Origin of the sequence: Pigmentiphaga aceris, from assembly GCF_008119665.1 — a bacterium.
In the GTDB taxonomy this organism is placed as follows: domain Bacteria; phylum Pseudomonadota; class Gammaproteobacteria; order Burkholderiales; family Burkholderiaceae_B; genus Pigmentiphaga; species Pigmentiphaga aceris.
In genome coordinates this window covers 4,068,773-4,095,026 of record NZ_CP043046.1, presented here as the reverse complement: position 1 = coordinate 4,095,026, position 26,254 = coordinate 4,068,773, and the positions used below count along the sequence as shown (strand labels likewise).

The 26,254-nt window shown below is 61.6% G+C and carries 24 protein-coding genes; 13 read left to right on the top strand and 11 right to left on the bottom strand.

What is annotated here, in order from left to right; all coding sequences use genetic code 11:
• Nucleotides 1–97: 97 nt before the first annotated feature.
• On the bottom strand, nt 98–1,981 hold the full coding sequence (locus FXN63_RS17720; RefSeq protein WP_148816519.1) for a DUF4214 domain-containing protein: 1,884 nt from the start codon (nt 1,979–1,981) through the stop codon (nt 98–100).
• Nucleotides 1,982–2,474: 493 nt separating this feature from the next.
• Nucleotides 2,475–2,924, bottom strand: coding sequence for a PA2169 family four-helix-bundle protein (locus FXN63_RS17715; RefSeq protein WP_148816518.1), 450 nt, complete (start codon nt 2,922–2,924; stop codon nt 2,475–2,477).
• 402 nt (nt 2,925–3,326) lie between these two features.
• Between FXN63_RS17715 and FXN63_RS17710 the strand changes: the two genes are divergently transcribed.
• From FXN63_RS17710 to FXN63_RS17695, 4 genes are read left to right on the top strand one after another with little or no spacing between them, the layout of a single operon-like run.
• Entirely contained in the window at nt 3,327–4,328 is a 1,002-nt protein-coding gene (locus tag FXN63_RS17710; RefSeq protein WP_148816517.1) for an acyl-CoA dehydrogenase, read from the top strand.
• A gap of 17 nt (nt 4,329–4,345) precedes the next feature.
• Nucleotides 4,346–5,107 carry a PIG-L deacetylase family protein gene (locus FXN63_RS17705; protein ID WP_148816516.1) on the top strand — a complete coding sequence of 254 codons (762 nt, stop codon included), beginning with the start codon at nt 4,346–4,348 and terminating at the stop codon, nt 5,105–5,107.
• On the top strand, nt 5,104–5,733 hold the full coding sequence (locus tag FXN63_RS17700) for an SAM-dependent methyltransferase (RefSeq protein ID WP_246164875.1): 630 nt from the start codon (nt 5,104–5,106) through the stop codon (nt 5,731–5,733). The genes FXN63_RS17705 and FXN63_RS17700 overlap by 4 nt, the downstream gene beginning before the upstream one ends.
• Nucleotides 5,730–6,434: a glycosyltransferase family 2 protein gene (locus FXN63_RS17695; protein ID WP_148816515.1), complete on the top strand. Its 705-nt coding sequence runs from the start codon at nt 5,730–5,732 to the stop codon at nt 6,432–6,434. Before FXN63_RS17700 ends, FXN63_RS17695 begins: the two co-directional genes overlap by 4 nt.
• Here the strand turns inward: FXN63_RS17695 and FXN63_RS17690 are convergent.
• A complete protein-coding gene (locus FXN63_RS17690) occupies nt 6,349–6,954 on the bottom strand; it encodes a M23 family metallopeptidase (RefSeq protein ID WP_148816514.1) in 606 nt (201 codons plus the stop codon). The two genes, FXN63_RS17695 and FXN63_RS17690, sit on opposite strands and share 86 nt — an antisense overlap.
• Before the next feature lie 297 nt (nt 6,955–7,251).
• Between FXN63_RS17690 and FXN63_RS17685 the strand changes: the two genes are divergently transcribed.
• The gene (locus FXN63_RS17685) at nt 7,252–7,542 is read left to right on the top strand and encodes a hypothetical protein (RefSeq protein ID WP_148816513.1); all 291 of its coding nucleotides are present in this window, start codon (nt 7,252–7,254) and stop codon (nt 7,540–7,542) included.
• Between the two features lie 244 nt (nt 7,543–7,786).
• Here FXN63_RS17685 and FXN63_RS17680 read toward each other — a convergent pair whose 3' ends face one another.
• On the bottom strand, nt 7,787–8,233 hold the full coding sequence (locus FXN63_RS17680; RefSeq protein ID WP_148816512.1) for a YchJ family protein: 447 nt from the start codon (nt 8,231–8,233) through the stop codon (nt 7,787–7,789).
• A gap of 56 nt (nt 8,234–8,289) precedes the next feature.
• Here FXN63_RS17680 and yaaA point away from each other — a divergent pair, with 56 nt between their 5' ends.
• Nucleotides 8,290–9,066: a peroxide stress protein YaaA gene (yaaA, locus tag FXN63_RS17675; RefSeq protein ID WP_148816511.1), complete on the top strand. Its 777-nt coding sequence runs from the start codon at nt 8,290–8,292 to the stop codon at nt 9,064–9,066.
• Nucleotides 9,067–9,091: 25 nt separating this feature from the next.
• Here the strand turns inward: yaaA and FXN63_RS17670 are convergent, their stop codons facing one another.
• Entirely contained in the window at nt 9,092–11,431 is a 2,340-nt protein-coding gene (locus FXN63_RS17670; protein WP_187394938.1) for a heavy metal translocating P-type ATPase, read from the bottom strand.
• A gap of 33 nt (nt 11,432–11,464) precedes the next feature.
• Here FXN63_RS17670 and FXN63_RS26740 point away from each other — a divergent pair, with 33 nt between their 5' ends.
• The 3 genes from FXN63_RS26740 to FXN63_RS17660 all read left to right on the top strand — a co-directional run bounded on the left by FXN63_RS26740 (nt 11,465) and on the right by FXN63_RS17660 (nt 14,608).
• The gene (locus tag FXN63_RS26740; RefSeq protein WP_187394937.1) at nt 11,465–11,860 is read left to right on the top strand and encodes a hypothetical protein; all 396 of its coding nucleotides are present in this window, start codon (nt 11,465–11,467) and stop codon (nt 11,858–11,860) included.
• A 70-nt stretch (nt 11,861–11,930) separates the two neighbouring features.
• Complete coding sequence (gene cadR, locus FXN63_RS17665) at nt 11,931–12,392, top strand: Cd(II)/Pb(II)-responsive transcriptional regulator (RefSeq protein WP_148816509.1); 462 nt, start codon at nt 11,931–11,933, stop codon at nt 12,390–12,392.
• A 632-nt stretch (nt 12,393–13,024) separates the two neighbouring features.
• The gene (locus FXN63_RS17660) at nt 13,025–14,608 is read left to right on the top strand and encodes a DEAD/DEAH box helicase (protein WP_148816508.1); all 1,584 of its coding nucleotides are present in this window, start codon (nt 13,025–13,027) and stop codon (nt 14,606–14,608) included.
• A 199-nt stretch (nt 14,609–14,807) separates the two neighbouring features.
• Here the strand turns inward: FXN63_RS17660 and FXN63_RS17655 are convergent, their stop codons facing one another.
• The 6 genes from FXN63_RS17655 to FXN63_RS17630 all read right to left on the bottom strand — a co-directional run bounded on the left by FXN63_RS17655 (nt 14,808) and on the right by FXN63_RS17630 (nt 20,337).
• Nucleotides 14,808–15,398, bottom strand: coding sequence for a GDYXXLXY domain-containing protein (locus FXN63_RS17655; RefSeq protein WP_148816507.1), 591 nt, complete (start codon nt 15,396–15,398; stop codon nt 14,808–14,810).
• The gene (locus tag FXN63_RS17650) at nt 15,395–16,570 is read right to left on the bottom strand and encodes a DUF4401 domain-containing protein (RefSeq protein ID WP_187394936.1); all 1,176 of its coding nucleotides are present in this window, start codon (nt 16,568–16,570) and stop codon (nt 15,395–15,397) included. Before FXN63_RS17650 ends, FXN63_RS17655 begins: the two co-directional genes overlap by 4 nt.
• A 23-nt stretch (nt 16,571–16,593) precedes the next feature.
• On the bottom strand, nt 16,594–17,631 hold the full coding sequence (locus FXN63_RS17645; protein WP_187394935.1) for a DUF2157 domain-containing protein: 1,038 nt from the start codon (nt 17,629–17,631) through the stop codon (nt 16,594–16,596).
• Nucleotides 17,632–17,772: 141 nt separating this feature from the next.
• Nucleotides 17,773–18,390 (bottom strand): flavin reductase family protein, encoded by a 618-nt coding sequence (locus FXN63_RS17640; RefSeq protein ID WP_148816504.1) that lies wholly within the window; start codon nt 18,388–18,390, stop codon nt 17,773–17,775.
• A 75-nt stretch (nt 18,391–18,465) separates the two neighbouring features.
• Nucleotides 18,466–19,371 (bottom strand): tRNA glutamyl-Q(34) synthetase GluQRS, encoded by a 906-nt coding sequence (gene gluQRS / locus FXN63_RS17635; RefSeq protein ID WP_148816503.1) that lies wholly within the window; start codon nt 19,369–19,371, stop codon nt 18,466–18,468.
• Between the two features lie 3 nt (nt 19,372–19,374).
• Nucleotides 19,375–20,337, bottom strand: a complete 963-nt coding sequence (locus tag FXN63_RS17630) for a LysR family transcriptional regulator (protein ID WP_148816502.1) — start codon at nt 20,335–20,337, stop codon at nt 19,375–19,377.
• Nucleotides 20,338–20,500: 163 nt separating this feature from the next.
• On the opposite strand from FXN63_RS17630, the gene FXN63_RS17625 reads away from it, so the two are divergent.
• The 4 genes from FXN63_RS17625 (at nt 20,501) to FXN63_RS17610 (ending at nt 26,208) form a co-directional block, all read left to right on the top strand.
• A complete protein-coding gene (locus tag FXN63_RS17625) occupies nt 20,501–20,803 on the top strand; it encodes a DUF4148 domain-containing protein (protein WP_187394934.1) in 303 nt (100 codons plus the stop codon).
• 223 nt (nt 20,804–21,026) lie between these two features.
• A complete protein-coding gene (dnaE, locus tag FXN63_RS17620) occupies nt 21,027–24,518 on the top strand; it encodes a DNA polymerase III subunit alpha (protein WP_148816500.1) in 3,492 nt (1,163 codons plus the stop codon).
• 26 nt (nt 24,519–24,544) lie between these two features.
• Nucleotides 24,545–25,348 (top strand): glycosyltransferase family 2 protein, encoded by an 804-nt coding sequence (locus FXN63_RS17615; RefSeq protein WP_148819506.1) that lies wholly within the window; start codon nt 24,545–24,547, stop codon nt 25,346–25,348.
• Nucleotides 25,345–26,208: a glycosyltransferase family 2 protein gene (locus FXN63_RS17610; RefSeq protein WP_148816499.1), complete on the top strand. Its 864-nt coding sequence runs from the start codon at nt 25,345–25,347 to the stop codon at nt 26,206–26,208. The genes FXN63_RS17615 and FXN63_RS17610 overlap by 4 nt, the downstream gene beginning before the upstream one ends.
• The last annotated feature ends 46 nt before the right edge of the window (nt 26,209–26,254 follow it).

Below are 26,254 nucleotides of genomic sequence, written 5' to 3'. Positions count from 1 at the left end.
ATACTGCGCCGAGAGCGTCAGCCAGGCGGAGCTTGTCCGCCCGGCTGTTTCCGTGCACCGCCTACGTGCACTGCTTCATGCGCTCAGCCTGCGCGGGCTATACCACCACCGGTTCTTGCGGCGCGGAGAAGGCCACGGCGTTGCCAACCAGACTGACCTGGGTCATATCCGGCGTACCCGTCAGCTTCACCAGGATGTCGCCAATCCCGTATGCGCCGTCGTTTGCCGTGTCTGCCACGATGTAGGTGTCGCCACCATACTGGAAGGCTGCAATGGTGGCAGGTGCCGGATCAGCCTCCGCGTTCGCGATGGCGGTACCTGCTGCCAGGTACAGCGCATCACTTGCGCTCAGGTCATACACCTTGATCGCGCCTTCGGCAGAGGATTCCGCTGCGCTGAACACGATCTTGTCACCGGCACCGAAGTCCGTGATGGTCACGGTGCTCGCGGCCATGCTTTCTTCCGATTCAGCCGCCAGGGTCAGCGCACTGACGTCGATCGTGTCAGCGCCGTCCCCGGTAGTGACCTTCAGACCGCTTGCATCGAACGCAGTGCCCACCGCAAACGCCAGCTGGTCGTCACCGCCACCCAGGTTGATGGTGGCGTCAGCTGCCAGCGTGCCGCTTACGCCCAGGATGTCGGCAGCGTCGGTGCCGATGAACGATTTGGCGTTTGCCATATCGTAGATCGCGATGCCGCCGGTGTTGGCGCTGGCATCAACCGAGGTGATGCCAGTGACGGCCGTGATGCCGACCTGAGCCGTGCCGGTGACTGTCAGCGTGCCGTCCGTGACCCCGGTAATGCTGTCCACGTTGAGCGCGCTGGTGGCGTCGATGCTGATTGCGGTGATGGCACTGCCTGCCACATCCAGCTGCACGAGGCTGTTGCCTGCACCGCCTTCCGCACCGCCTGCCGTCACGGCCAGCGAGGTAAGTCCCGTGCCAGTTACATGCACGGCACCGCCCTGTGCATCAGCAAGCGTCAGTGTTGCTGCGGTCGCCGCGTCGTCAAAGCCGAAGCTGCTGTCGACATTGGCACCCGACACCGTGGTGCCTTGGCCTTCCGCCAGATGGGTGACGGCCAGCGACGCGGTGGAGTCCATCGAGCCGAAGCTGCCCACACCAGCGAAGTGCGTGGCGTCAACGGTGGTGGCACCGGTGGCGCTGACCTTCAGCATTTCGATGTTGGCGATTTTGTCGGTGGCATCGAGGACACCCGTGGCCTTTTGCACGATCAGGGTGTCAATGCCATCGAGACCGTCGACCGAGAAGCCGGTCTTGGTGAACGAAGCTGCATTGACAACCGTCAGCGTGTCATCGCCAGTGGTGCCGACGATGGGCGTGGCGTCGACCGGGTCAGGGTTTCCGCCTCCACCTCCGCCTCCGCCGCCACCACCTCCGCCACCGCCCGGATTGGTCGGCTGACCGAAGCTGGCCTCGGCCGCCGCTACGCTGGCCGGATCCGCCGTGATCTTGGAGAGCGATGTCTGGCTGCTGCCCGGGGCAACAATCGAATCGTCGTACGTACCGACGAAGGTGGCGTATGCAACCTTATTGCCAAACAGTGCCCGGTCATTAACCGTGGTGGCATAGTCCGCGTCGCTCAGGCCTTCGGGTTTCGTGTTCAGCGGCATGCTGACCAGATTCACGATGCTATTAACCAGAGACGCGCGGGCATCGGACGATTCGACACCGCCGGCGTTTTGCAACGCTTCCATCCAGAATGCCAAACCACCTGCGTCGGGGGCTCGTCCGAAAACGGTCTGGTAGAACGTCGTGACAAACTGGGCGCTGGTCTGGCCGGGGGCGTAAATACCCTGGCCTTCCGGGGCAGCCAAAAAGCCTTTGGTCACTGTCGGCAGGCTTGCGCCGTTAGACAGTGCCTCTGACCAGAATTTCATGCCTTCGGTGTCGGGTGCCCGGTTAAACAGCGCGACATAAAGATTGCTGACCTGAGTCAGATATTCAGTGCTGGTCGCCATAGTAAAATCCTCAATGGGTTTACGAGCTAATACGAACAGTGGCTTTGGCTGCAGGTGGGTGCAGACGCTTCTCCATGCCGGGGCACCTGCATTTTGAATACAGGCGTTTCGAATCGCGCCAAGATCAGCGTTGGGATTGCCACGAGTTATGGAGGCAGCTCATCCTAACCGAGCATTTCGATTACGTAATGAGCCTCACGGAAAACAAAGTTAAACCCATGGGGATTAATGGGTTTAATGAATAAACCTAAAACAAATATAAATTTGGTTATTTGCGCGGTTTAAAACTGCGCGCTCTGTTTTCAGATATTTGTAAGGCGGGGCGTCAGCATTGCCCCAAACGAAAACAAACCCCGACTGCTGGGGGGCAGATCGGGGTTTGTCTGTCGTGCAATCAGCTGATGATCATCACGTTGATGATCATCGCTGTACAGGTTGCTGGCACGTGCCTGTGCTGAGGCACCCGGCCAGTCAGCCTGCGGTCAACACACCATTACGAGGTTGCGCGCAGGCGGTTACGCAGGTCGCGAATCTGGTCGTGGTTGCGAACCACGCCTTCGTACTGGCGCTGCACCACAGCCTGAATGTCAGCCGGCAGGGCTTCCTTCAGGGCGTCGGCGTAGGCGGCCTTGGCCACGTCTTCGCCACGTTCCACTTCTTCCAGGATTGCCAGGTCGGTCCGGCCTGCAACCGCAGCCTTCAGGTTGGTCCAGCCGCGATGCACTGCGCCGGCGATGGTGCCGCTGTCTTCAGGCGTGTCACCCAAACGCAGAACAATTTGCTGCAGCTCTGCGGCACCCGATGCGCAATCTTGCGCGCGGCGCGACAGCAGGGCCTTCAGTTCAGGATTCTTTGCGTCTTCGGCTGCCGCTTGAAAACCCTTTTCGCCGTTCTTTGAAACTTCAACCAGATCGTTGAGGATACCGCTGACTTGTTTGGCCATGATTGTTTTCCTTGGGATATGGGTAAGTTAAAAAAAGCTGGGGGCGGGCAAAGCCTTGCACCGCCTCACATCGGGACATGAGCAGGAAACGGGCCTGAGTGTCGGCGAATGTCGGGAATGCCAATTGCTTAACTGTTTGCCATTGATTAAGTCAATGGTCCAGCGTCACGGATGAGCATGAGTTACCCCTTTTGGAACATGTGCTGAAAATTTTGCGAAATGGATTTTTTTCAAATCTTTTTCAACCGCGTTCAGCCGTTTTCGTACTGCTTTTTTCTCCTGCTGTTGTCATGCGATCAGTCGCTGGGCTTTTTGGCATTCAGGTAATGCTTTGACCGGCAATGCACGGTTTTCCTCTGATCGCGCCGGTCAATGCAGCGCCCATCTTTTCTGGACATTCGATTGCCCCCTTACTCCACTCAGCAAGCTGCGTTGACCGCTGTTGTGTCGCTGACACCGGCAGATGCCTTGTTCCATCTGATTGCTTGTGGCGCGGATAGCTTGCCGCTGCCCGGTCATGGGCAGACCTTGATGCGTTGGCAGATGCTTGCCGCGGTAGGGGCGCAGAGCCAGGCCCTGGCCAAGTTGTTCGAAGGGCATACCGACGCGTTGGCGATCATGGTCGAGCTGGGCGCACCAAAGCCTTCGGCTGGCAGTGTGTGGGCGACCTGGGCCGCGGAACCGCCCGATGCCCGGCTGAAAGTCACCAAGGTAGACGGCGACCTGGTCTTGCTCGATGGCACCAAGGCATGGTGTTCAGGCGCAGCGATGGTGACACATGCGTTGCTCACCGCGTGGGACAAGCAGGGCAGACAGCAGCTGGTTGCAGTCGAACTCGATCAGGGCAATATCGATCAGCACGCGCAAGACTGGCACGCAGTCGGCATGGCATCTACCGACAGCAGACGCCTGACATTCCACCGGGCGCTGGGTCATGCGGTGGGCGCACCCGGGGATTACACCGGCCGTCCGGGTTTCTGGCATGGCGGGGCAGGGGTGGCTGCATGCTGGTTGGGCGGTGCGCAATGGCTTGGCGATTGCTTGCGTCAACAGATAAAACCCGGTGCCGATCCCCACAGGCTTGCGCATCTGGGCGAGGTACACGTTTCGCTGGCCGGCGCGGCCAATACCTTGAAGGCCTTGGCAACGCAGATCGATGCCGATCCACGTCAGCCTTGTCGCATGGCTGTCATGCAGGCACGGCTGCAGGTGGAAGCCGCGTGCAACAGCGTGATCACGCACGTGGGCCGTGCGCTGGGTGCCACGCCATTCTGTACCGATCTTCATTTCGCCCGGCTTATGGCCGATCTGCCGGTCTTCTTAAGGCAGAGTCACGCTGAACGCGATCTGGCGTCACTGGGTGACGCCGTGTCAAAAGAGGAAGCTTCGCCGTGGATGTTGTAAACCCTGCCAACAATGGAATGTCCCGACGCATCGTGGGTGAGGGCACCTCTGACGCCGATTGGGCGGCATCGCAGTCTTTAAGTGGGATTGCCGCCGCTCCTCTGGAAGCCTTGGTGCCACCCGGCGCACGTGCGGTGATCGTGGCACCGCATCCTGACGACGAAATACTGGGCACTGGCGGACTGCTGCGCAAGCTCATGGCTGCGGGTAATCCGTGCCTGCTGATTGCAGTCACCGACGGCGGAGGCAGTCATCCCGAGTCATCCGACTGGCCGGTGGCACGCCTGACCGCCACGCGTCGTGACGAGACGCAGGAAGCGCTGCGACGCCTGCGTGTTGACTGTTCCGGTTCACCCGTCGAGGTCCTTCGACTGGGCCTGCCCGATGGCGGGCTGCGGGGCCAGGAAGACGCGTTGACAGCAGCTTTGCTTGCCCAGCTTGCTCCGGGCGATGTAGTGTTCGCCACCTGGGATCAGGATGGTCATCCCGACCATGAAGTCGTGGGGCGCAGCGCCGGGCGTGCTGCCGCGCAGTGTGGTGCGGCATTGATACAGGTACCGATCTGGGCATGGCATTGGGCGCTTCCCGAAGACGCCCGCATGCCCTGGGCCACTGCGAGGCGTTTGGAACTGAACGCTGCGGATGTCGCTGCCAAAGCGCACGCCTTGCAAGCGTTCACCAGTCAGATCACCCCTGACGCATCGACCGGGCGTGGTCCGATCTTGCCGGACTGGGCGCTGACCCGAATGCTGCGTCCCTTCGAGGTGTACTTCCTATGAACACCGAAGGTGTATTGCCTATGAACACCGACATCGATCCCGCCTATTTCAACGGCATGTTCGTCGCAGACGAAGACCCGTGGGCCTACCGCACCAGCTGGTACGAGGAACGCAAGCGTGCGTTGACCTTGGCGGTGTTGCCGCGCAAACGCTACGCCAACGCCTTCGAGCCAGGCTGTGCAAACGGTGAACTGACGGCAGCCTTGGCACCACGCTGCGATCGCTTGCTGGCGTGCGACTTCAGCCGCAGCGCCGTGCCGCTTGCACAAAGTCGTGTGCAGGCTTTCCCGCATGTCACGGTTGAAGAACGCTGTGTCCCGGCCAGTTGGCCCGACGAGACATTCGACCTGATTCTGATCAGTGAATTTGGCTACTACCTGAGAGAAGCATCGCTGACCGCCTTGGTGGCACATCTGGACAAGGCGCTTGGCCGTGATGGCACGCTGGTCGCTTGTCATTGGGCACGCCCCATAGCGGATGCCTTCACCGATGCCGCCACCGTGCATCGCATGCTGGGCGGCGTACCAGGCTTGAATCTGGTGGCTACCCATACCGAGCCGGATTTCCTGCTGCACGCCTGGGTGCGGGGGAAGCGCTCGGTCGCCCAGTTGGAGGGCTTGGCATGATTGGCATCGTGGTACCCGTACACAATGAAAGTGCCACCCTTGCCGACTGCCTGTTCGCCTTGCGGCATGCGGCGATTGCGCCTGCGCTTGCAGGCGAACAGGTGGATATCGTTGCCGTGCTGGACACCTGTACCGACGATTCCGCCTCCATTGCCGCCACCTGTGGCATCACTGTCCTGTCAGCCGATCTGCGCAACGTCGGGCGCGCGCGTGCGCTGGGGGCCGAGTTGATGGTGGCGCGCGGCGCACGCTGGCTGGCCTTCACCGATGCCGATTCGCTGGTTGCACCGGATTGGCTGGTCATGCAGCTGTCTCTGGAAGCCGACCTGGTGTGTGGCTGCGTGGAGGTGCAAGACTGGTCGGAACATTCCGATGCGGTCCGCGAGCGTTATCTGTCGCGCTACGTGCACGCAGACGGTCATCACCACATACACGGTGCCAACCTGGGCATTGCCGTGGATACCTATCGGGCGGCTGGGGGCTTTCCGCCGCTGGTCAGCGGCGAAGATGTGGCCTTGGTGGATGCGTCACTTGCCGTGGGCGCACGGGTGGCCTGGAGCGTGGCACCACGTGTGTACACCAGTGCCCGGCGTCGTGCACGAGCACCGGGCGGATTCAGCGACTATCTGCGGATGCTGGGAGAGACGACGCTGGTTGGCGGCTTGTCGGGGTTGCCGGGGCCGTTGGCGGCAGCGCCTTGAGCAATGGATAGGGGTTGATCGCCCCACTCATGGTGTAGATGCCGTAGTGCAGATGGGGTGGGGTACCTCGTGCATTGCCGCTGTCGCCCACGTAGCCCAACACATCTCCGACTGCCACGCGATCGCCCGCCGACAGGTCTTCAGCGTAGCGGTCAAGATGCGCGTAGTAATGACGTTGGCGACCCGGACCGTATACCCAGACTGTGCGCCCGCCCAATCGATTTTCACCTATCCGCGCCACCAGTCCGTCCGTGGCGGCGATCACTGCCGTGCCTCGGGACGCAAAAATGTCGATGCCTTCATGGCGACGACCGCCGCTGCGCGCACCGCCCCAGGTATCCACCAGATTGCGGCGCATGACGCCGGCCACAGGAACGGCGACCGAGTCTGGTGCGGCGCTGCTGGATAACTGGATGGCAAATTTTATGTAGTCCAGCTTCGGGCCTAGCCAGGGCCACGTGGCAACGCCCACCAGAATGACGATGACCAAGGTGGCGATCAAGGCAACGAACGAGCGCATCCAGTCCTTTTCATATGCGATGCGCAGTACTGCGCGGACAATAAAAAACGGGGGCAATTGCCCCCGTCAGGGTTTTGGTGGTCTGGCTTATTGGGCTGAGGTCAGTGGACTAAGTTCAACATAGCAGGGCCATCAGCCAAAATCAGCAAACCAGATCTACCTCAGACCATCGTTGGAAAGTTGTCAATCAAGGCATCAGCGTTGTTGCGAGCCGCGATCCGACTTGCCGGTCTGTGTGCCAGCGAAGTTGCCCGATTTCTCGGTTGCACTGCCTTGCTGCTTGCGCTGCATGCTGTCTTGCTGCTGCTGACCGCCTTGCTTGCTTTGCTCATGACGGCCGGCCTGATTTTGCTGGTCATGCTGTCCAGCGCCGGATTGATGACGCTGCGTATCTTGCTGCTGTTGCTGTTTGTTCGACTGGGGTTTCTGCATCGAAGTTTGCTGCGGATCTTGATCCTGCGGCTTTTTCTGCTGGGTCATCTGAGTGCTCCAAGTCTGGACGGCATTGCATGCGGCTGGTGCCTGCAGCAAATGACTCGTCGAAAAACGCATCGTGGGCACACTTACCACAGCAACCCTTATGCCTGATCTGTGTCACCAGCCATCTGGCGATTGCGTGCGCCAGACGGTTCGATTCAATCTCCAGCGCTAGCGCGGGTGTTTCGCTTGCGCGACCCGAGCGTGTCCCGACGAACGGCTTATGACACGTTTGCCTGGGCCGGTAGCCCAGTGGTCTCGCACATCAACATCAAGAATATCGTTTGCAATCCTTGCATGCGCAGTGTCATCTGGCTGATGTAGCCGTATCAAGCTCACCGCGAACGGGAAGTGCTTACTTCTCGGGGAAGCTGCCATCCAGATAGAACCAGCGTCCATCGATGCGAACAAAGCGGCTGCATTCGTGCAGCCGGTTGGCTTGTCCATGAAAACGGCTGCGGGCAACAAACTCGACCGTGGCATGGTCGGCGTCTTGCACGGCATGGCGTTTGATGGACAGGCCCAGCCACTTCAGGCCTGGCTCGTTCGGTTCCAGCTGTGCCGGCCGGGTGTCGGGGTGCCAGGTGGCAAGCAGGTAATCGCTCAGGTCCAGCACAAATGCGCTGTAACGCGAGCGCATCAAGGCCTGGGCGTCAGGGGCCTGAAGGTGTTGTGTTCCTGCATGCCAGCGACCGCAGCACTTGGCGTAGCTCAGCGCATTGCCGCAAGGGCATGCGGACGAAGGCGCGATGGGGGGCACAGCAGTGGAAACGGAAGAGGGCGGAGAAAATGAAGGCGGCATGGCTCGGGAGGGCGGCGTGGTCTACAGTAGCGGCTCATCCGCTTCCCGATTTTGCCATGCTGCTCCTGCTCTCGCCCGCCAAGAAACTGGATTACGACACGCCTGCCCACATCGCCAAACACACTCAGCCGCTGTTTGTAGACCAGGCCGCCGCGCTGATCAAGGTGTTGAAGAAGAAAACGCCGGCCGATATTGCTGAATTGATGGACTTGAGCGAGGCCTTGTCGGAACTGAACGCCACGCGTTATGCCGACTGGAAACCCGAGTTCTCGGCGGACACGGCCAAGCCCGCGGTGCTGGCGTTCAATGGCGATGTGTACGAAGGGCTGGATGCGCCAAGCCTGACGTCCGCGCAACTGGATTGGGCGCAGGATCATATGGTGATTTTGAGCGGTCTGTATGGCGCGCTGCGCCCGCTGGATTTGATGCGTCCGTATCGCCTGGAAATGGGAACACGGCTGGCAACCGATCAGGGCAAGACGCTGTACGCCTTCTGGAACCGCACCATTGCCGATTATCTGAACCAGCGCCTGAGCGATGCGGGTGGTGGCCGGGTGATTCTCAATCTGGCGTCCGAGGAATACTTCAAGTCGGTCGATCGCAAGGTGCTTGATGCACGTGTGGTGCAGTGTGTGTTCGAAGACTGGAAGACCGATAAATACAAGGTCATCAGTTTCCACGCCAAGCGCGCACGTGGCCTGATGGCGCGCTATGTTGTGACCCACAAAGCGCGTGGCACGGCAGCGTTGAAGAACTTCGACGCCGAGGGTTATGCCTTCGACGCCGATGTGTCGGAAGAAGATCGCCTGGTGTTCCGCCGCCGTCAGGCTTGATGCAAGGTTCTGCTTGCTGGGGTGGCTAGGACGGCGTTGCCGACTTGCGCACCCCACGCAGGCGCAGGCCGTTCAGCACCACCAGCAAGCTGGCTCCTGTGTCGGCGAACACCGCCAGCCACAGGCTGCCATGCCCAGCCAGCGCCAGGCCAAACACCAGTGCCTTGGTGCCCAGCGCAAACGTAATGTTCTGCACCAGAATGCGGGAAGTCCGACGCGACAGTTCGATGAAGCGCGGCAATTTCTCCAGCTCGTCGCCCAGCAAGGCCACATCGGCGGTTTCCAAGGCGGCAGCGCTGCCTGCTGCGCCCATTGCAAAGCCGATGTCGGCACGCGCCAGCGCGGGCGCATCGTTCACGCCATCCCCAACCATGCCCACCTTGCCCTGCGCGGTCCAGCCGGCAATGGCGTCCAGCTTGTCTTGTGGCAACAGACCACCGCGTGCATCGGATACGCCGAGTTCGCGCGCCACCGCCGCTGCCACTGTCGGGCTGTCGCCGCTCAGCATGGACACCTCGATACCCAGTGCACGCAGATCTGCAATGGCGCGAATTGCGTCGGGGCGCACGGTGTCGGCAACGGCAAAGATTGCCAGCGGCTTGTTGTCGTCAGCCAGCACGATGGCCGTCTGCCCCGCCTGTTCGATGACTTTCATGCGCGCGCGGGTCGGTTCGTCCAGCAAGCTGCCGATCAGTCGGGCATTACCCAGGGCGTAGTCCTGGCCATCGATGCGACCGCGCACGCCCTGACCGGGGACGGCGATGAAATTGTCCACAGGCAAGGGGGCCGTGGAATCTGTAGCGGTGTTTGTGGCGTGAGGTTTTGCGCCATAACCGTTCGGGCTATCAACGTTCGAAACACCATCGTTCGCAGCCGGGGCGCGGGAAACCTTGGCTGTCTGCGGCAAACCATCTGCCGCAATTTCCACCGAATCTTGATTGTTCCGATCCGCATACGCCTGCACGATCGCGTGAGCCAGCGGGTGGGTCGACAAGGCGTTCAAGCTTGCGGCCAGGCGCAGCATTGCGTCGGGTGTCTGGCCGTTCAAGGGAACGATGTCCCGCAAGGCCGGACGTCCGTGGGTCAACGTACCAGTCTTGTCGAAAGCCAGCCGACGCAGCTTGCGGCCTTGTTCCAGATAAAGCCCGCCTTTCACCAGCACCCCCATGCGGGCGGCCGCCGCCAGGCCACTGACCACGGTGACCGGTGTCGAAATCACCAGCGCGCAGGGGCAGGCCACGACCAGCAAGACCAGGGCTTGATAAAGCGCCTCGCGCCATGCCATGCCAGCAAGGGGCGGGGCCAGCAGCGCAAACAACACCGCCGCCGCAATCACTGCAGGGGTGTAATAGCGCGAAAACACGTCCACAAAACGCTGTGTGGGCGCGCGTTGCGCCTGGCCTTCCTGCACGGCGCGCGCAATGCGCGCCAGGGTGCTGTCGCTGGCAAGCGCGGTTACCCGGTAATCCAGCGTGCCGTGGGTATTGACAGTGCCGGCGAACACGGTATCGCCCGGTGACTTGTCGACGGGCAGGCTTTCACCGGTGATGGGGGACTGATCGACGGCCGAATGACCGGTTTCGACGGTGCCATCCAACGCAATGCGTTCACCAGCACGGGCACGCACCCGGTCGCCGGTTTTGACTTGCGCGGCAGGCACCGCCACCCAGTCGCCATTGGCTTGTTCGACCTGGGCAGTATCCGGCGCAAGCGCCGTCAATGCCCGGATGGCATCGCGGGCGCGGTCCAGGCTGCGAGCCTCGATCAGTTCGGCCAGGCCAAACAACCAGATCACCATTGCCGCTTCAGGCCAGCGGCCGATCAGGGCAGCACCGATCACCGCCAAGGCCATCAACAGGTGAATGTTCAGCGTCAGGTGGCGCAGCGCGATCCACCCTTTGAACAGCGTCTGTCGACCGCCCAACGCAATGGCGGATAGCGCAAGTGCCACCACGGGCAGCGAGGTGTCCTGGCCAGAATAGAGCGCCAGCCCTTCGGCACCGGCAGCCAGCACCCCGGCCACCGCCATGCGGGCATGCGGCCCGATGCGGGCAGCCAGCCCGGTGGCGGGCGGTTTGTCTTCGACAGTTGCCGTGTCACCAAAGGGAACGGGCACCATGCCGGTGCCGCGAATCGCCTGGATCAGCGGCTGCGTGTCCGGCAGGGTGTGCGCGATATGCAGCCGCCGTTCAAGCAGATCAACGTCCAGGCCGTGCACGCCGGGCATGGGCAGCAACACCTTGCGCAGCAACGCCTCTTCGGTCGGGCAGTCCATCTGCTCGATCTGGTAACTGGTGCGAGTGGTGCCGGGCGGCAGGGGGGTATTGGGGCTCTTGCTGCGGTTCGCCCGACGAGATGTGGGCATCGCAATCGTTGCGGAGCCTGTGCAGCACGCACTGTGAGCGTGATCGTGGGCAGCGCTGTGATCGTGGCTGTGACTGTGGTCGCGAACAGGTTCCGGCGCATGGTTGTGCTGATGCGCATGATCGTGCGAAGCGGAGCAGTCATGCCCGTGCGTGTGAGCGTGCGTCCGGGCATGCGAATGGTCTGGCGCACGTTCAAACGCTTGACCAGACGCATGCACAGGTTCACGCACATGCTCATGAGTATGGGCGTGATCATGAGCGTGGTCATGATCGTGCACGCGAGCATCAGCATGTGCATGGCGTTGGTCATGCGCGGAGACGGCGGGGAGCGGTTTTTTGCTTTGCATGCTGCCATTGGAAACCCTGAAGTAACTACAGAGTCAAACCCTTTGGCGTCCCCTTTGGCATTCTTTCGCAGCTTTTCTTGACACTACTGCACTTCATTTTTTCGCCGCGTATAGTCCTCGGTCTCAGCAGCGTTTCAAAGGAGTTTTCCTCATGAAAATCGGTGAATTGGCACGCAGCGCCGGCTGCCCCGTCGAAACCGTGCGCTACTACGAGCGCGAAGGATTGCTTGCCGAGCCTGCACGCAGCGAAGGAAATTACCGGATCTACGATGCCTCGCAAGTCGATCGCTTGGCGTTCATCCGCCATTGCCGTTCCCTGGACATGACGCTGGACGAAATCCGTCGCTTGTTACGGCTGTTCGACGCCCCCGATGGCGATCTGGCCGATGCCGATGCGGTGCTGGACGAACATATCGGCCACGTTGCCGACCGCATTACCGAGCTGGTGTCTTTGCAACACCAGCTCAGAACCCTGCGTGAACTGTGCCGACAAGCGGTTGCCAAGGGCGGTGGCGTTGACACTTTGCAGGCGCTTACGGCGGCGGTGGATACGGATTGGTGCCCGCCGACGGGCGAACATCGGCATGGGTCGCTGGGCCGCACGCACCGTTGAAAACGGTTTTTCCAACGGCCTGGACCAACGGCCTAGACACTAGTCAGGCCAGGTTACTCACCGGTATGGATGGGGTTTTCATGCGCTGACCGTAGAACGGCTGCCACCTGCACAAACCCCAGCCGTGCCGGGGGAAGCACACCCACGCAGACGTATCCTGCATCACACGTCCATCGGGATCTTCGCTTACAGATTGCGCAATTTTTACGTGTATGCGCTAAACTCTTGATTCTCAAGCCGTTTTTCTTCAGCCCGATAGTCTGGAATCCCTAGGCGCAGTCCTCGGCGCAGTCGCAGAAAAATCGCTACTGAACAGTCACTCCCCGCAGGGCGCTTGCCGTGCGAACCGTGACCACCGGTAGCCATCTGCATGCTGCATCCCGGTTCCCCCGCGCGCAGGTCGCGCCGCTTGTCACATTGCCTTGTTGCAGGACCCATCCTGCACCGGCCGGACAGAGCAAGTGAACCGTTCTGGCGACTCGACCTTCAAGGGGCTCGACCGTCATGGGACTGGACCTTCCTTTCATGTGTGGGTGATTCCTGTTCATGGATACCGATGGTTCGGGCATTGGCAGCATCCGCCATCGCGGGATGCCACGTGTCGAATTCCGGCGAGTCCCCTCTGGAAATCAATGACCGACCTCGCAACTTCTACTGATATTGCCGCGACTGATGCGGCGCCCGAGTCCGCCGCCAGCTTCGAAGAGTTCGGGCTGCACCCGAACCTGCTGACCGCCATCGCCGCCACGGGCTACACCAAGCCGACGCCGATCCAGTCTCAGGCAATTCCCGTGATCATCAACGGGCGCGACGTCATGGGTGCCGCGCAAACCGGCACCGGCAAGACCGCAGCGTTCACGCTGCCGATCCTGCACCGCCTGATGGCCACGGCCAACACCAGCGCGTCGCCCGCACGTCACCCGGTACGCGCGCTGATCCTGGCGCCGACCCGCGAGCTGGCCGACCAGGTCGCCGAAAACGTCAAGCGCTACAGCAAGTTCTCGCCGCTGCGTGCCGCCGTGGTGTTCGGCGGTGTAGACATCGGCCCGCAGCGCGAAGCCGTGCGTCGCGGCTGTGAGGTGTTGATCGCTACGCCCGGTCGCCTGCTGGACCACATCGAACAGAAGAACGTGAACCTGAGCCAGGTCAGCACCTTTGTGCTGGACGAGGCCGATCGCATGCTGGACATGGGCTTCCTGCCCGACCTGGAACGCATCATTCGGCTGCTGCCCAAGCAGCGTCAGAACCTGCTGTTCTCGGCCACGTTCAGCAACGACATTCGCAAGCTGGCACGTACTTACTTGACCGAACCGGTCGAGATCGAGACCGCCAAGCGCAATGCGATTGCCGATACGCTGACCCAGGTTGCGTACCAGATGGACAGCGAATCCAAGCGCGCTGCCGTGGTGCATCTGGTGAAGTCGCGCGGCCTGAAGCAGGTCATCGTGTTCTCGAACACCAAGATCGGCACGGCACGCCTGGCGCGTCTGCTGGAAAAGGACGGCGTGAAAGCCGAATCCATCCACGGTGACAAGACCCAGGCCGACCGTATGAAGGCACTGGAAGCGTTCAAGGCCGGCGAGCTGGAAGTGCTGGTGGCAACCGACGTTGCCGCACGGGGTCTGGACGTGGCGGGCGTTCCTTGCGTCATCAATTACGACCTGCCGTACAACGCGGAAGATTACGTTCACCGTATCGGTCGTACGGGCCGTGCGGGTGCCAAGGGTGAGGCGATTGCCTTGTTCACGGCCGAGGAAGAGCGTTTCCTGCTGGACGTGGAAAAGCTGATCAAGACGACGATTCCGCGTGGGGTGCTGGACATTCCGGCATCGATCACCGAAGTGCGCACGCGTACCGAGCGCCCGGATCGTGCGGCGCGTGCACCGCGCAGCAGTGAGCGTGGCGCGTCGTCGGATATGGGTCGCAGCGCATCGCCCGCTGGTGGCGAGCGTGGTTCGGACCGTGGTTCTGATCGTTCCTCCGATCGTGGTGCTGATCGTGCAGCATCGCGTTCGCCGCGTGATTCGCGTAGCAGCGGGTCGGCGTCGCGTTCCCGTTACGACTCGCGTCCGCCGGTGATCGATGACTTCTTCCTGAAGCCGTACGAGCCGTCGGTGTCTGCTTCTACCGCAACGCCGGAACCGGAAAATACCTACTCGCGGCCGGCACCGCGTCGCCAGGTAGGCGCGCTGCTGGGCGGCGGCAAGAAGATCTGAGCGCACGCTGATTGCTGCCACAATAAGCGTTACAGCAAGGCTGTTAGATAAGGACTCGACCGGATCATGTATCCGGTCGAGTTTTTTTATGGGCTTGAAGTTACGGGCTTGAAGTTACGGGCTTGAAGTTACGGGCTTGAAGTTACGGGCTTGAAGTTACGGGCTAAAAGTCACGGGCTTCCAGCCACAAGGCCTTCAATTACAAAGGCTTCATGTTCTCGTCCAGCAAGCCAGTCAAAACGGCTCGCCCCTTGGTATCGACCCGGAATTCGCCGTATCTGGCGGCATCGAAGTCATGGGCCCGGCCCTCGGCGAAGAAGAAGTCCGAGGTCACGACCTGAACCCCTTGCGGGCTGCGTCGGAACGGCAGCGCAAACTGTTTGTCGGCCAGTGACGACACGTCGGCCTGCACACGCACGAAGCGGCCGATGTTTTTCTGGTCGGGCTGCACGATCACGAAACCCGAACGCATTGGAGCGCTTGCCACTACGCCGGTGGCCGGTTGGGCGTCTGCGTTGCTACGCATTACTGATTTCGCATTGAGGTCAGCGGCGTCGTCCCCGTCTTGTTTGACGTATTCCATCTCGGTGAGCGCATCACGCACCGTGCTTGCGATGTCCAGGCGCAATGCCATGTAGTCGCCTTGCATCAGCGAGCGTGGGTCCTTGGGCGCAAGTTCCAGATAGACCACGCTGCCATCGGTGCGCAGCTTCTCGAAAGACCACACCGTCATGTTGACGCCCACCAGCGTGGCCAACACACCCAGCAACAGGATTGCCGCGCGCTTCATGATGCAGACTCCGGGTTCGCGTGCGCCACACCGACAGCCTGCCGTGTGCGGTGGCTGATGGCCGCCTGCCAGATGGCCCACAGCAACAGCATGAAGACCCCCGCGCCGCCAAGCCACACGGCCTTGTCCAGCAGGGTCAGATCCGTCAGATAAATGTTGCGCACCAGGTAGACCGGCAGGCAAGCCAGGCCGAAAGCCATCAGCAGCGGGCGAGCCAGCGCAAAGCCACCCAGCATCCACATGACGGCCATCGCGATGCCCGGCATACCCTGCCAGAAGGGCGACAGCACCAGCAGCACCACGGGCACTGCCACCATCATCTTGCGGCTGACCAAAGCGCGCTTGGGCCACATCAGCAAGGCGGCAAACAGTGCAGGCATGGCGCTACTGAAGAGCAGCACACCCCTGGTCAGCGTCATGAGCTCAAAGTCATAGTAGACGCCCATCATGGGTATGGCCGTGGCGCACAAGGTGAAGGCCCAGGTCAGCGGTGCCAGCCCTGGATGTGCGCCGACAGGACGCGATGCCAGCCACAGGCCGATGGCCACGCAGTTCAGTACCAGCGGCAGCAAGACCGAGACGACCATCATGCCGTTGCCGTCGAACAAGCTATTGACCGGGTTGCCGCCAAGCATGAAGTACAGCGAGAAAGCCATCGCAACGCCGCAGATGAAGCGATGCAAGCTCACCCGGTTCAGCAGGTACAGCACCAGTGCCAGCACGAAGACGGCAGTGCCGCCGGCAAGCGCGCGTTCCGTCGAGGTCTCGTGGAACAGAACCAGCCCGCAGGCCACGATCAACTGTCCTGCCAGGCTCAGGGCCGTCAGGCCTTGAAGAAGGAAGGTGCCCAGGTTTGCCCGCATGCATACGCCTGCACTCAGGGCGATCATGGCCCCGACGGCGGCAAAGCCGGTTTCCGGCATCTTGCTGAAGCTATCGAACATCATGAAACCGAGGGCAATGGTCAGCAGCAAGGCCGCCAACCAGGCCGCCGCACCGGTGATGGCGCGCAGAAACCACGGGGTTTCCGAACGCGGGTCGGGCATGGAGGGTGACTTCACCAATCCGGCCGCATGCAGTCGCTGCCACAGCGCGAGGTCACGCGCATGGGCTGCTTCGCGTGTTGCCTCAAGCGTGGCTTCAATCGCGGTTTCAGGTGATTTTTCGTGCATGGCTGCTTTCGATGTATCGCCCATCATGCTCGCCACCGTTTGCCAATGGCGCGCAAGGCACCGGTATAGGCTGCGGCCTGGGCAATGGCCAGCACGGCACCGCCCACCAGGCCCAGCACAAAGTCCTCTTCAAACATGATGCGGGTGCCCGACCAGTTGACCACCATCAACACACTGAGCGCGACCAAGGCCAGCATCATCAGGTCTTGCCGCAGTCGGTAATAGACCACGCCCAGCACCGCCACCACCAGCACCCAGGGACCCCAGCCAGGCAGGGCGAATACATCATGCACATCATTGCCCATGGCAATTGCACGGTATGACAGCATGGCCAGGGCAATCGCCGCCAGGTAACGCGGACCGATGCGATGGCTCATCCAGCGGATGCGCGTGCCAGCCCATTCCCACACAGCCAGCAGCACAAGGTTGAGCGCGGCGACCGCGATAAAGACATCGAAGCTTTTGGGCACGTACGCGGGCATGACGTACGTGGTGACGGCAAGCCAGGTGGCAAATGACAGCACGGTGGCCCACAGCAGCCACAGCACTGGTGTGGTGCCGACCAGGACCCAGGGCAGCATGGTCAGCGACCAATAAGCAAACAAGACTGCGGTGTCTGCACCTGTCTGGTAGGTCTGGCCGACCAGGGCCAGCAGGCCACCGGTGGCAAGCGCGCCGGTCAGCAAGGCGGCATTGCGGGCGGCTTCGTGGCCGCGCAGCAAGACGGCGGCGATGGCGCAGACCAGCATCAGGACTTCCATGCCGCCGATCTTCAGCATCGGGCCAGCGCGTTCCCAGTTGGCCGCGATGAACATGATGACGCCAACGCCGGCCAGCAAGGCACCCAGCCACAGCAAGCCCAGATTGAGTGCCGCGCGCCAGTCGGGGGCGGTGGGCCAGGGGTCGACGAAGGGGTCTACAAGCGGGTCGGTATTCGGGCTGGCAGGCGTGTCGAGCGCACGTCTTGCCGCTGGGGTCAGGTGACCCGCCTCAGTCCAATCGGCAATCCGGCTGCGCTGCGTCGCGGCCGTATACCAACGTTGCAGGGGGAAGTGGAGCATGGGGTTGCCGGGAGGGTGGGGTGGGGCGATTCTACGGGACCGCTTCCCCGCCTCGACCGTGCAGCCTGTATCCAGCTGTTTAAGCTGTATCTGCGCGCAGGCCCGGCACCGTGTCCAGACCCGCATAGAGCCCAGGACGAATCAGGGGCGGCGCATGCGGAACATGCGATCTTCAGTGATCTCGAAATAGGCTTCCGGGCCGCCGCCACGCAGAATCGGGCGAGCCGCTGCCGTGTCGTAGACGCCGTCCTTGATCAGCGACTTGTCGATGTGTACCGCAACCACTTCGCCAAAGGTCATCCACGATTCGCTGTCCACGCCGTCCTTGTTCTTCAGGCGGACGATCTGCGTGACCTTGCATTCGAAAGCAACGGGGGATTCGCCGACACGAGGCGGCTTCACCAGGCGGCTGGCCACCGGGGTCAGGCCGGCCAAGTCGAATTCGTCGACCTCGTGCGGAACAATCGACGCGCTCAGGTTCATTTTCTCGGCCAGCGGGCGGGTGGCCAGATTCCACACGAATTCACCGGTGGCTTCGGCGTTGCGCACCGAATCCTTGTAGCCGTTGCTGGAAAAGCCGATCAGGGCCGGCGTGTAGCTGAAGGCGTTGAAGAAGCTGTAGGGCGCAAGATTGAGCACACCTTCGGGGCTGCGGGTGGCGATCCAGCCGATCGGCCGCGGGCCCACGATCGAGTTGAACGGGTCGTGCGCCAGGCCGTGACCGGCCGCAGGTTCGTAATAGTGCATGTCTTGCGTCACCGAACTCTCCAGAGAAGGAGCCAGAAAAGGCTACCAGGTGATTGACGAGCGCTTTGGGCTGCGCGCTGTCCACGGTCAAAGAGCGGACTGGCCGTGCGCAGGCACAAAGCGCTGCGCCCATTGGCGTGTCGCCGAGGTCCAGAAGTCTGGCAGATTTTGCGCCGGCAGCGGGGAAAACCCCAGCGCAGACCAGGCGTTTTGCAGCGTGCGAAGCGGATTGTCCAGATCGAGCGCAGTGGCCCCCGTTTGTTTGGACAGCTTCTGGCCCAGTTCATTGGTGACCACCGGCACGTGCATCATCTGCGGCAAGGGCAGGCCAAGCAATTCCTGCAACACTCGCTGGCGCGCGGTAGACCCCAACAAATCGGCCCCACGCACGATGTCGGTAATGCCTTGCCATGCGTCGTCCACCACCACCGCAAGCTGATACGCCCACAGCCCATCGGCGCGCCGCAAGACGAAGTCGCCCACCTCGCGCGCCACGTCCTGGCATTGTTCACCCACCCAGCGGTCGTTAAAGCAGTGCACGCCATCGGGCACACGCAAGCGCCATGCGCGCGCACTGCGTCCGGCAGGCAAGCCGTGCCGGCAGGTACCTGGGTAGGGCAATTCGCCCACCGGCAAAGCCCCTCGGCTGGACATCAGCGAGTCGGCAATTTCCTTGCGGGTACAAGCGCAACCGTAGATGTGGCCGGCCGCAATCAGTTGATCGAACGCTGCCTGATAGGCCGCGTCACGGGTCGATTGATAGACCACATCACCATCCCAGTGCATGCCCAGCGCAGTCAGTTGCGCCATGATCTGGCGGTCGCTGTCAGGCACCACGCGTGGGGTGTCGAGATCTTCGATGCGCAGCAGCCAGGTGCCTTGCCTGGCGCGTGCGTCAAGCAGGCTCGCCATTGCGGCCACCAGTGAGCCTGCATGCAGGGCACCGGTCGGGCTGGGCGCAAAGCGGCCAATGTAGGAAGCGGGTGTCGACATGGGCTAATTATTGATGGGAATGGCTGCGCCCGGATTGTCCAGCGCAACATCCTGGGACAGCAAGGCAGCGCGCAGACGCGGCGATTGCAGGCGCTGCAGGAACCAGCTCAGCGCCAAGCCATCTGCAGGGCTGCGCCAGGCGTAAAGCAGTGGTTCGGGCGCGCTTGGCCGATTCAGCCGCAAATGCACCAGCGTTCCGTCTGCGATGTGGGGAGCAGCCAGGTTCAAGGGCAGGAATCCACAGCCCAGGCCGCGCTGTAGCGCCGTCACTTTATGAGGCAGGGAGGACACCGTGAAGCTGTTGCGACTGGCATGCATGCCCCGGTTCAGTCCGGGCATGCGCCGCGTGGTGTCGGCCAATATCACCACTTGGTGACGGGCGATCTCGCTGGGTTCGATGGGTTGCGGCAACTGCGCCAGCGGGTGATGCGGCGCTGCGCAGAAAGCCATGCTGAAAGCACCCAGAGCCCGTGACGGAAAACCTGGGCCGGGCGCGCCTTCGGTGTGGGCACCGATCACCAGGTCCACGCGTCCTGATACCAGTGCATCCCAGTTGCCTTGCAGGATTTCGCTGCTGAAGATCAGGTGGGTGTGCTGGTTGATGCGCTGAAAGTCTTCCACCAGATCGAACAAGGGTTCCATCGGAAAGAGTGCATTGACGGCTATGCGCAGTTCCACTTCCCAGCCAGTGGCAACCCGTTTTACCCGGTCGGCCAAGGCGTCGAAGGCGTTCACCAAGTGGCGGCCTTCCCGCAAAAGCGCTTCGCCTGCAGGCGTCAGTCGGGCCCGGTGACCACTGCGGTCGAACAGCAGCACGTCCAGGCTTTCTTCCAGCTGCCGCACGGAATAGGTGATTGCAGACGGGACTTTGCCCAGTTCGCGCGCCGCCTTGGCAAAACTGCCGTGGCGGGCAATGGCATCGACCATAAGAACCGAATCGGGGGTCAGGGTATTGGCGAACGACATCAAACCACGATAGTAGTTCGTTCAAAAATTTGCAATGGTTTCGTCAATTGCGTGGCGCAAACCCCGTTATTGGCGCGCTCACAATGCAGCCCATGCACAGACGCGGCCGCAAATCAGATTGCCCCGCAGCGCTGCAAGCCCCCTAATAACTTCTGGAGTTGTCATGAAAGTTCTGTTCCCCGTCGCCCTGGTTGCTGCCTTGTTTGCTTCGTCCGCCTACGCCGATGAAATCTCCAATCCCGCCGACCAGATTCGTGAACAGGCGCAAAGCGTGAAGACCCGCGCGCAAGTCGTGTCGGAACTGCAAGCAGCCCGCCGTGCTGGTGCAATGGGTGAAGTGGGCGAGGATGTCGAGTACGGTCAGCACGCTGCCGTGACCAGCCAACTGAGCCGGGCGCAGGTGGCTGCCGAGGCGCTCAAGGCGCGAATCGCAGGCAACGTTCAGGTTGGTGAGCTGGAAGGCTGAACACGTTCTGGACACGATGTTTGTGTCATCAGGCGCAGCATGCGCTTGATGACAATGAGCCCGTCATTCCAAAGGAATGACGGGCTTTTTTCTTTCAGCAAATAATTTGAACCTTTTCTGTCCGATGGCTGTCCTGTCGCGCTGAATCCAGCCGCGCGCTGCCTTTTGGCAGGCTTTGTCTAGGTATCGGCCGAAAGTCAGCCGCGCGGTTTAAAATGGCCGGATGTCTTCCGTAGCGCAAAACTCCCCCTTCGTTCACCTGCGCGTCCACTCCGAGTTCTCGGTTGTCGACGGCACGGTGCGTATTGACGACCTGGTCAGCCGGGTGGCCGAGATGGGCCAGCCCGCCGTCGCCCTGACGGACCTGTCCAACCTGTTCGGTCTGGTCAAGTTCTACAACGCGGCGCGCGGCAAGGGCGTCAAGCCGATTGCCGGCTGCGATGTCTGGGTGACCAACGAGAACGATCTCGCCAAACCGTATCGGCTGCTGCTGCTGGCGCGTACGCACCAGGGTTACCTGAACCTGTGCGAACTGCTCAGCCGCGCCTTCCTGCGCAACCAGGAACGGGGCCGCGCAGAGGTCTTGCCCGAATGGTTCGCGGAACTGGGCGAGGGTTTGATCGTGCTGTCCGGCGGTCGTAATGGTGAAGTGGGGCGTGCGCTGGAAGACGGCAATGTGCCGGCTGCGCTCGCCGCTGCGCGTGTCTGGTCGGCACGTTTTCCCGGGGCCTTCTATATAGAGTTGCAGCGCGCGGGCCACGATGGTGACGAACGCTACGTGCAGGCCGCGTTGCATCTGGCGGTGCAGGCGCAACTGCCCGTGGTCGCCACGCACCCCATCCAGTTCCTGGAGCAAGACGGCTTCATGGCGCACGAGGCCCGCACCTGCATTTCCGAGGGCGAGCAACTGGGCAATCCGAAGCGCGTGCGCCGCTTCACCCAAGAACAATACCTGCTGACGTCTGAAGACATGCAGCGCAAGTTCGCCGACATTCCCTCGGCGCTGGCCAATACTGTGCAGATTGCGCAGCGCTGCAATCTGAGCCTGGTGCTGGGCAAGCCGCAGTTGCCTGACTTCCCGACCCCCGATGGCGTGTCGCTGGACGACTTCCTGATCCAGCTGTCGGAAGAAGGGCTGGAAAAGCGCATGGCCTTCCTGTTCCCCGACGAAGCGGAACGGGAATCGAAGCGCGCGCAGTATTACGAACGCCTGCGCTGGGAATGCAAGACCATCATCCAGATGGGCTTCCCCGGTTACTTCCTGATCGTTCAGGACTTCATCAACTGGGGCAAGAACAACGGCGTACCGGTGGGGCCGGGCCGGGGCTCGGGTGCAGGCTCGCTGGTGGCCTATGCGCTGGGCATTACCGACCTGGACCCGATCCGTTATGACTTGCTGTTCGAGCGATTCCTGAATCCCGAACGCGTCTCGATGCCTGACTTTGACATCGACTTCTGCCAGGACAACCGCGAACGCGTCATCGACTACGTGAAGGAAAAGTACGGTCGCCAGGCCGTGAGCCAGATCGCCACCTTCGGTACCTTGGGTGCCAAGGCCGTGGTGCGTGACGCCGGTCGTGTGCTGGACATGCCTTACTTGTTCTGCGACGGCTTGTCCAAGCTGATCCCGTTCAATCCCATGGACCCGTGGACGCTGGAACGCACACTGAAGGACGAGCCGGCCTTCAAGGAACGCTACGAGCAGGAAGAGGAAGTTCGCTCGCTGGTTGACCTGGCCAAGCCGCTGGAAGGCCTGACCCGAAACATCGGCATGCACGCAGGCGGTGTGTTGATCGCCCCGGGCAAGCTTACTGATTTCTGCCCGCTGTATTGCCAGCCGGGGCAGGAAAACAGCGCGGTGTCGCAGTTCGACAAGGACGATGTGGAAGCCGTCGGCCTGGTGAAGTTCGACTTCTTGGGTCTGCGAAATCTGACGATTCTGGATTGGGCCGTGCGCTACGTGCGCCAGTTCAACGAGAACAAGCGCGACTTCGATGTGATGGCCTTGTCGCTCGACGACCCGGCCGTCTACAAGCTGCTGAGCGAGGGCAACACCACTTCGGTATTCCAGCTCGAATCGCGCGGCATGAAGGAACTGCTGAAGAAGCTGCGCCCGAATACTTTCGAAGACATCATCGCAATGCTTGCGCTGTATCGTCCCGGCCCGCTGGAATCGGGCATGGTGGACGACTTCGTGAATCGCAAGCACGGTCGTGCATCGGTGGATTATTTCCACCCCGACCTGGAAAGCACGCTGAAGAGCACCTATGGGGTCATCGTCTACCAAGAGCAGGTGATGCTGATCTCGCAGATCATCGGCGGCTATTCGCTGGGCGGTGCCGACTTGCTGCGCCGCGCCATGGGCAAGAAAAAGCCCGAGGAAATGGCCAAGCAGCGGGTGATGTTCGAAGAGGGTGCCAAGCAAAAGGGCCACGACCCGAAGCTGGCGGTGAACCTGTTCGACCTGATGGAAAAGTTCGCAGGCTACGGCTTCAACAAGTCGCACTCGGCCGCTTACGCCCTGATTTCCTACCAGACCGCGTGGCTGAAGGCCCATCACCCGGCCGAGTTCCTGGCCGCCACCATGTCGTCCGATATGGACGCCACCGACAAGGTGCAGGTGTTCTGCCGTGATGCGCAGGAAAACGGCGTCGAGGTCTTGCCGCCCGATGTGAACTATTCGGGCTACCGCTTCGAGCCGGTTGCCGACGTGCACACCAAGAAGGGCCTGCCGCCGCGCACCATGCGTTACGGTCTGGGTGCAGTGAAAGGCACGGGCCAAGGCGCAGTGGAAGACATTCTGCGTGCCCGCAAGGAAGGTGGCGCGTTCAAGAGCCTGTTCGATTTCTGCCGTCGCGTCAGCAAGCAGAGCGTGAACCGTCGCACCATCGAAGCCCTGATCAAGGCAGGTGCTTTCGACACCATCGAACCGAATCGCGCGGCCATGCTGGCATCTGTGCCGCTGGCGATGGAAGGTGCCGAACAGGCGGCACGTGCCGCCAGCCAAGTGTCGCTCTTCGGTGGCGACGACCATGACGATCTGACCGGTGAGCTGGTCAAGGTCGACCCCTGGGACATGCGTGAACAATTGACCCAGGAAAAGCTCGCGCTGGGTTATTTCTTCAGCGGCCACCTGTTCGATTCGTATCGCGATGAGGTTCGTCGCTTCGTGCGCACACCGCTGAACAAGATGCAGCCCAACCGCGAATTGCAATGGCTGGCAGGCGTGCTGACGGCGGTGCGGGTGCAGATGACCCGTCGCGGAAAAATGCTGTTTGCGGTGCTGGACGACGGCACGGCACAGGTGGAAATCTCGATCTTCAACGAGCTGTTCGAGCAGCATCGCAGCAAGCTGCGCGAAGACCAGTTGCTGGTGGTGCATGGCAAGGTCAGCAACGATGAATATTCGGGCGGCACGCGGATCGTGGCCGAAAATCTGTTCGATCTGCAGTTGGCGCGCGAGGCCAATGCACGTGCGCTGCGCATTACCTTGAATGGCAATGCAGATGCTGATCGCCTGCGGCAGATGCTTAATCCGTTCCGTGCAGAACCTGAAAACGGCTTGCCCGGTACGCCGGTCGAAATCCGCTATTCGCGTGGCGATGCGCGCTGCGTGGTCAGGCTTGATGAATCGTGGCGGGTGCGTTTGTCCGACACGCTGATTCAGCAGCTGGGCAAGTGGGTGCAGCCCGACGGCGTGGAGCTGACATATTGAGCACGACGACTGAGGGTGCTGGTGTGATGCCCGCGCCTGGATCGCGGCCGCGACTGTCCGTGATTCTGATCACGCACAATGAATCGGCCAACATCAGCGACTGCCTGGCCAGCCTGCGATTTGCCGATGAGTGGATCGTGGTTGATTCAGGCAGTTCCGATGACACGGTGGTGCGCGCGCGTGCCTTCGGTGCGCACGTGGTGCCCACCCGTGACTGGCCCGGTTTCGGCGCACAGAAGAACCGCGCATTGGCACTTGCGACCGGCGATTGGGTGTTGTCGATTGACGCCGATGAACGCGTGCCTGAACCGCTGGCCGAAGAAATTCGCCGCACCATCGAGCAGGCAAACACGGACGACAACGCGCCCGCCTTGTACGAACTGCCGCGCCTGTCGTCCTATTGCGGGCACTTCATGCGTCACGCTGGCTGGTGGCCCGACCCAGTGCTGCGCCTGTTCCGACGGGGCGAGGCAAACTTCACCGATCATCGGGTACACGAGCGCCTGATTCCCGTCGTGCCAGAAGCGCGCATCGGCCGCTTGCAACAGTCGCTGATCCATTACAGCTTCCGCGATCTGGAAACGGTGCTGGACAAGGTCAACCGCTATTCCACCGCCGGCGCGCAAGCCATGGGCGAGCGGGGCAAACGGGTGTCGTTGACCAGCGCGATCACGCACGGGCTGTGGGCATTTTTCCGCACCTATGTGATCAAGGCCGGGTTTCTGGATGGTCGCTACGGCTTCATGCTGGCGGTGTCCAATGCGGAAGGCACGTACTACCGCTACGTGAAGCGCCTGCTTGCGCAGGATGCCGAGAAGCCGCAGAAATGAACAAGACACCTAGCCTGGCCCTGGTCGTGACGACCTACAACCGGCCGGATGCCTTGGCTGTGGTGCTGCAATCTGCACTGGCCCAGACGCACCCGTTTGACGAAATCCTGGTGGCCGACGACGGTTCCGGGGCGTCAACGGCGGCGGTAATCGAGGAAGCGCGCAAGCATACGAAGGTGCGCATCGAACACGTCTGGCATCCCGATGAGGGCTTCCGGGCAGCCGCGATCCGCAATCGGGCCATTGTGCGAAGCCGGTCCGACTATGTGGTGTTTGTCGATGGGGATTGTGTCTTGCGCCCCAGTTTCGCGGCTCGCCACGCGGCACTTGCCGAGCGCGGCTGGCTGGTGGCGGGCAACCGGGTGCTGCTGTCTTCGCAGTACACACAGGCATTGCTGCAAGCCGGTGATGCATCGCCCTTGTGGCGACCGGTCGAACTGCTGCGCCAGCGCTTCAAAGGCGGCTTGAATCGCCTGCTGCCCTTATGGCCTCGGCCGTTGCATGCGGCGTGGCGCAAGCGTTATCCGCAGCGCTGGGAAGGGGCCAAGACCTGCAATCTGGCGGTGTGGCGAGACGATCTGCTTGCGGTGGACGGCTTTGACGAAGCGTTCGAGGGCTGGGGAATGGAAGATTCCGACTTGGTCATCCGGCTGATGCATGCCGGTGTGCAGCGCAAGGAAGGGCGCTTTGCGACGGGTGTATTCCACCTTTGGCATGCAGAGAATGACCGGTCGCGTCTGACCGAGAACGTGGCTCGGCTGGAAGCGCTGATCGACAGCAAGCGCCGGATGGCGGAGCGGGGTATCAGTGGTGTGCAGACGGGTGTGTCAGCAGGACATGCATCGCTGAAAAGCGCTTGATCCGGCAAGCGCACATTCGTTGCGTGTGATGCCCAGTGGAGATGTC

Excerpts from the sequence above, each read along its gene's own strand:
- FXN63_RS17700 (WP_246164875.1), top strand. The coding sequence starts at position 5,104 with ATGAACACCGAAGGTGTATTGCCTATGAACACCGACATCGATCCCGCC.
- FXN63_RS17645 (WP_187394935.1), bottom strand. The coding sequence starts at position 17,631 with ATGCTCCACTTCCCCCTGCAACGTTGGTATACGGCCGCGACGCAGCGC.
- cadR (WP_148816509.1), top strand. The coding sequence starts at position 11,931 with ATGAAAATCGGTGAATTGGCACGCAGCGCCGGCTGCCCCGTCGAAACC.
- FXN63_RS17655 (WP_148816507.1), bottom strand. The coding sequence starts at position 15,398 with ATGAAGCGCGCGGCAATCCTGTTGCTGGGTGTGTTGGCCACGCTGGTG.
- FXN63_RS17650 (WP_187394936.1), bottom strand. The coding sequence starts at position 16,570 with ATGCACGAAAAATCACCTGAAACCGCGATTGAAGCCACGCTTGAGGCA.
- FXN63_RS17625 (WP_187394934.1), top strand. The coding sequence starts at position 20,501 with ATGAAAGTTCTGTTCCCCGTCGCCCTGGTTGCTGCCTTGTTTGCTTCG.
- FXN63_RS17630 (WP_148816502.1), bottom strand. The coding sequence starts at position 20,337 with ATGTCGTTCGCCAATACCCTGACCCCCGATTCGGTTCTTATGGTCGAT.
- FXN63_RS17660 (WP_148816508.1), top strand. The coding sequence starts at position 13,025 with ATGACCGACCTCGCAACTTCTACTGATATTGCCGCGACTGATGCGGCG.
- dnaE (WP_148816500.1), top strand. The coding sequence starts at position 21,027 with ATGTCTTCCGTAGCGCAAAACTCCCCCTTCGTTCACCTGCGCGTCCAC.
- gluQRS (WP_148816503.1), bottom strand. The coding sequence starts at position 19,371 with ATGTCGACACCCGCTTCCTACATTGGCCGCTTTGCGCCCAGCCCGACC.
- FXN63_RS17715 (WP_148816518.1), bottom strand. The coding sequence starts at position 2,924 with ATGGCCAAACAAGTCAGCGGTATCCTCAACGATCTGGTTGAAGTTTCA.
- FXN63_RS17610 (WP_148816499.1), top strand. The coding sequence starts at position 25,345 with ATGAACAAGACACCTAGCCTGGCCCTGGTCGTGACGACCTACAACCGG.
- FXN63_RS17690 (WP_148816514.1), bottom strand. The coding sequence starts at position 6,954 with ATGCGCTCGTTCGTTGCCTTGATCGCCACCTTGGTCATCGTCATTCTG.
- FXN63_RS17670 (WP_187394938.1), bottom strand. The coding sequence starts at position 11,431 with ATGCCCACATCTCGTCGGGCGAACCGCAGCAAGAGCCCCAATACCCCC.
- FXN63_RS17680 (WP_148816512.1), bottom strand. The coding sequence starts at position 8,233 with ATGCCGCCTTCATTTTCTCCGCCCTCTTCCGTTTCCACTGCTGTGCCC.
- FXN63_RS17705 (WP_148816516.1), top strand. The coding sequence starts at position 4,346 with ATGTCCCGACGCATCGTGGGTGAGGGCACCTCTGACGCCGATTGGGCG.
- yaaA (WP_148816511.1), top strand. The coding sequence starts at position 8,290 with ATGCTGCTCCTGCTCTCGCCCGCCAAGAAACTGGATTACGACACGCCT.
- FXN63_RS17695 (WP_148816515.1), top strand. The coding sequence starts at position 5,730 with ATGATTGGCATCGTGGTACCCGTACACAATGAAAGTGCCACCCTTGCC.
- FXN63_RS17615 (WP_148819506.1), top strand. The coding sequence starts at position 24,545 with ATGCCCGCGCCTGGATCGCGGCCGCGACTGTCCGTGATTCTGATCACG.
- FXN63_RS17720 (WP_148816519.1), bottom strand. The coding sequence starts at position 1,981 with ATGGCGACCAGCACTGAATATCTGACTCAGGTCAGCAATCTTTATGTC.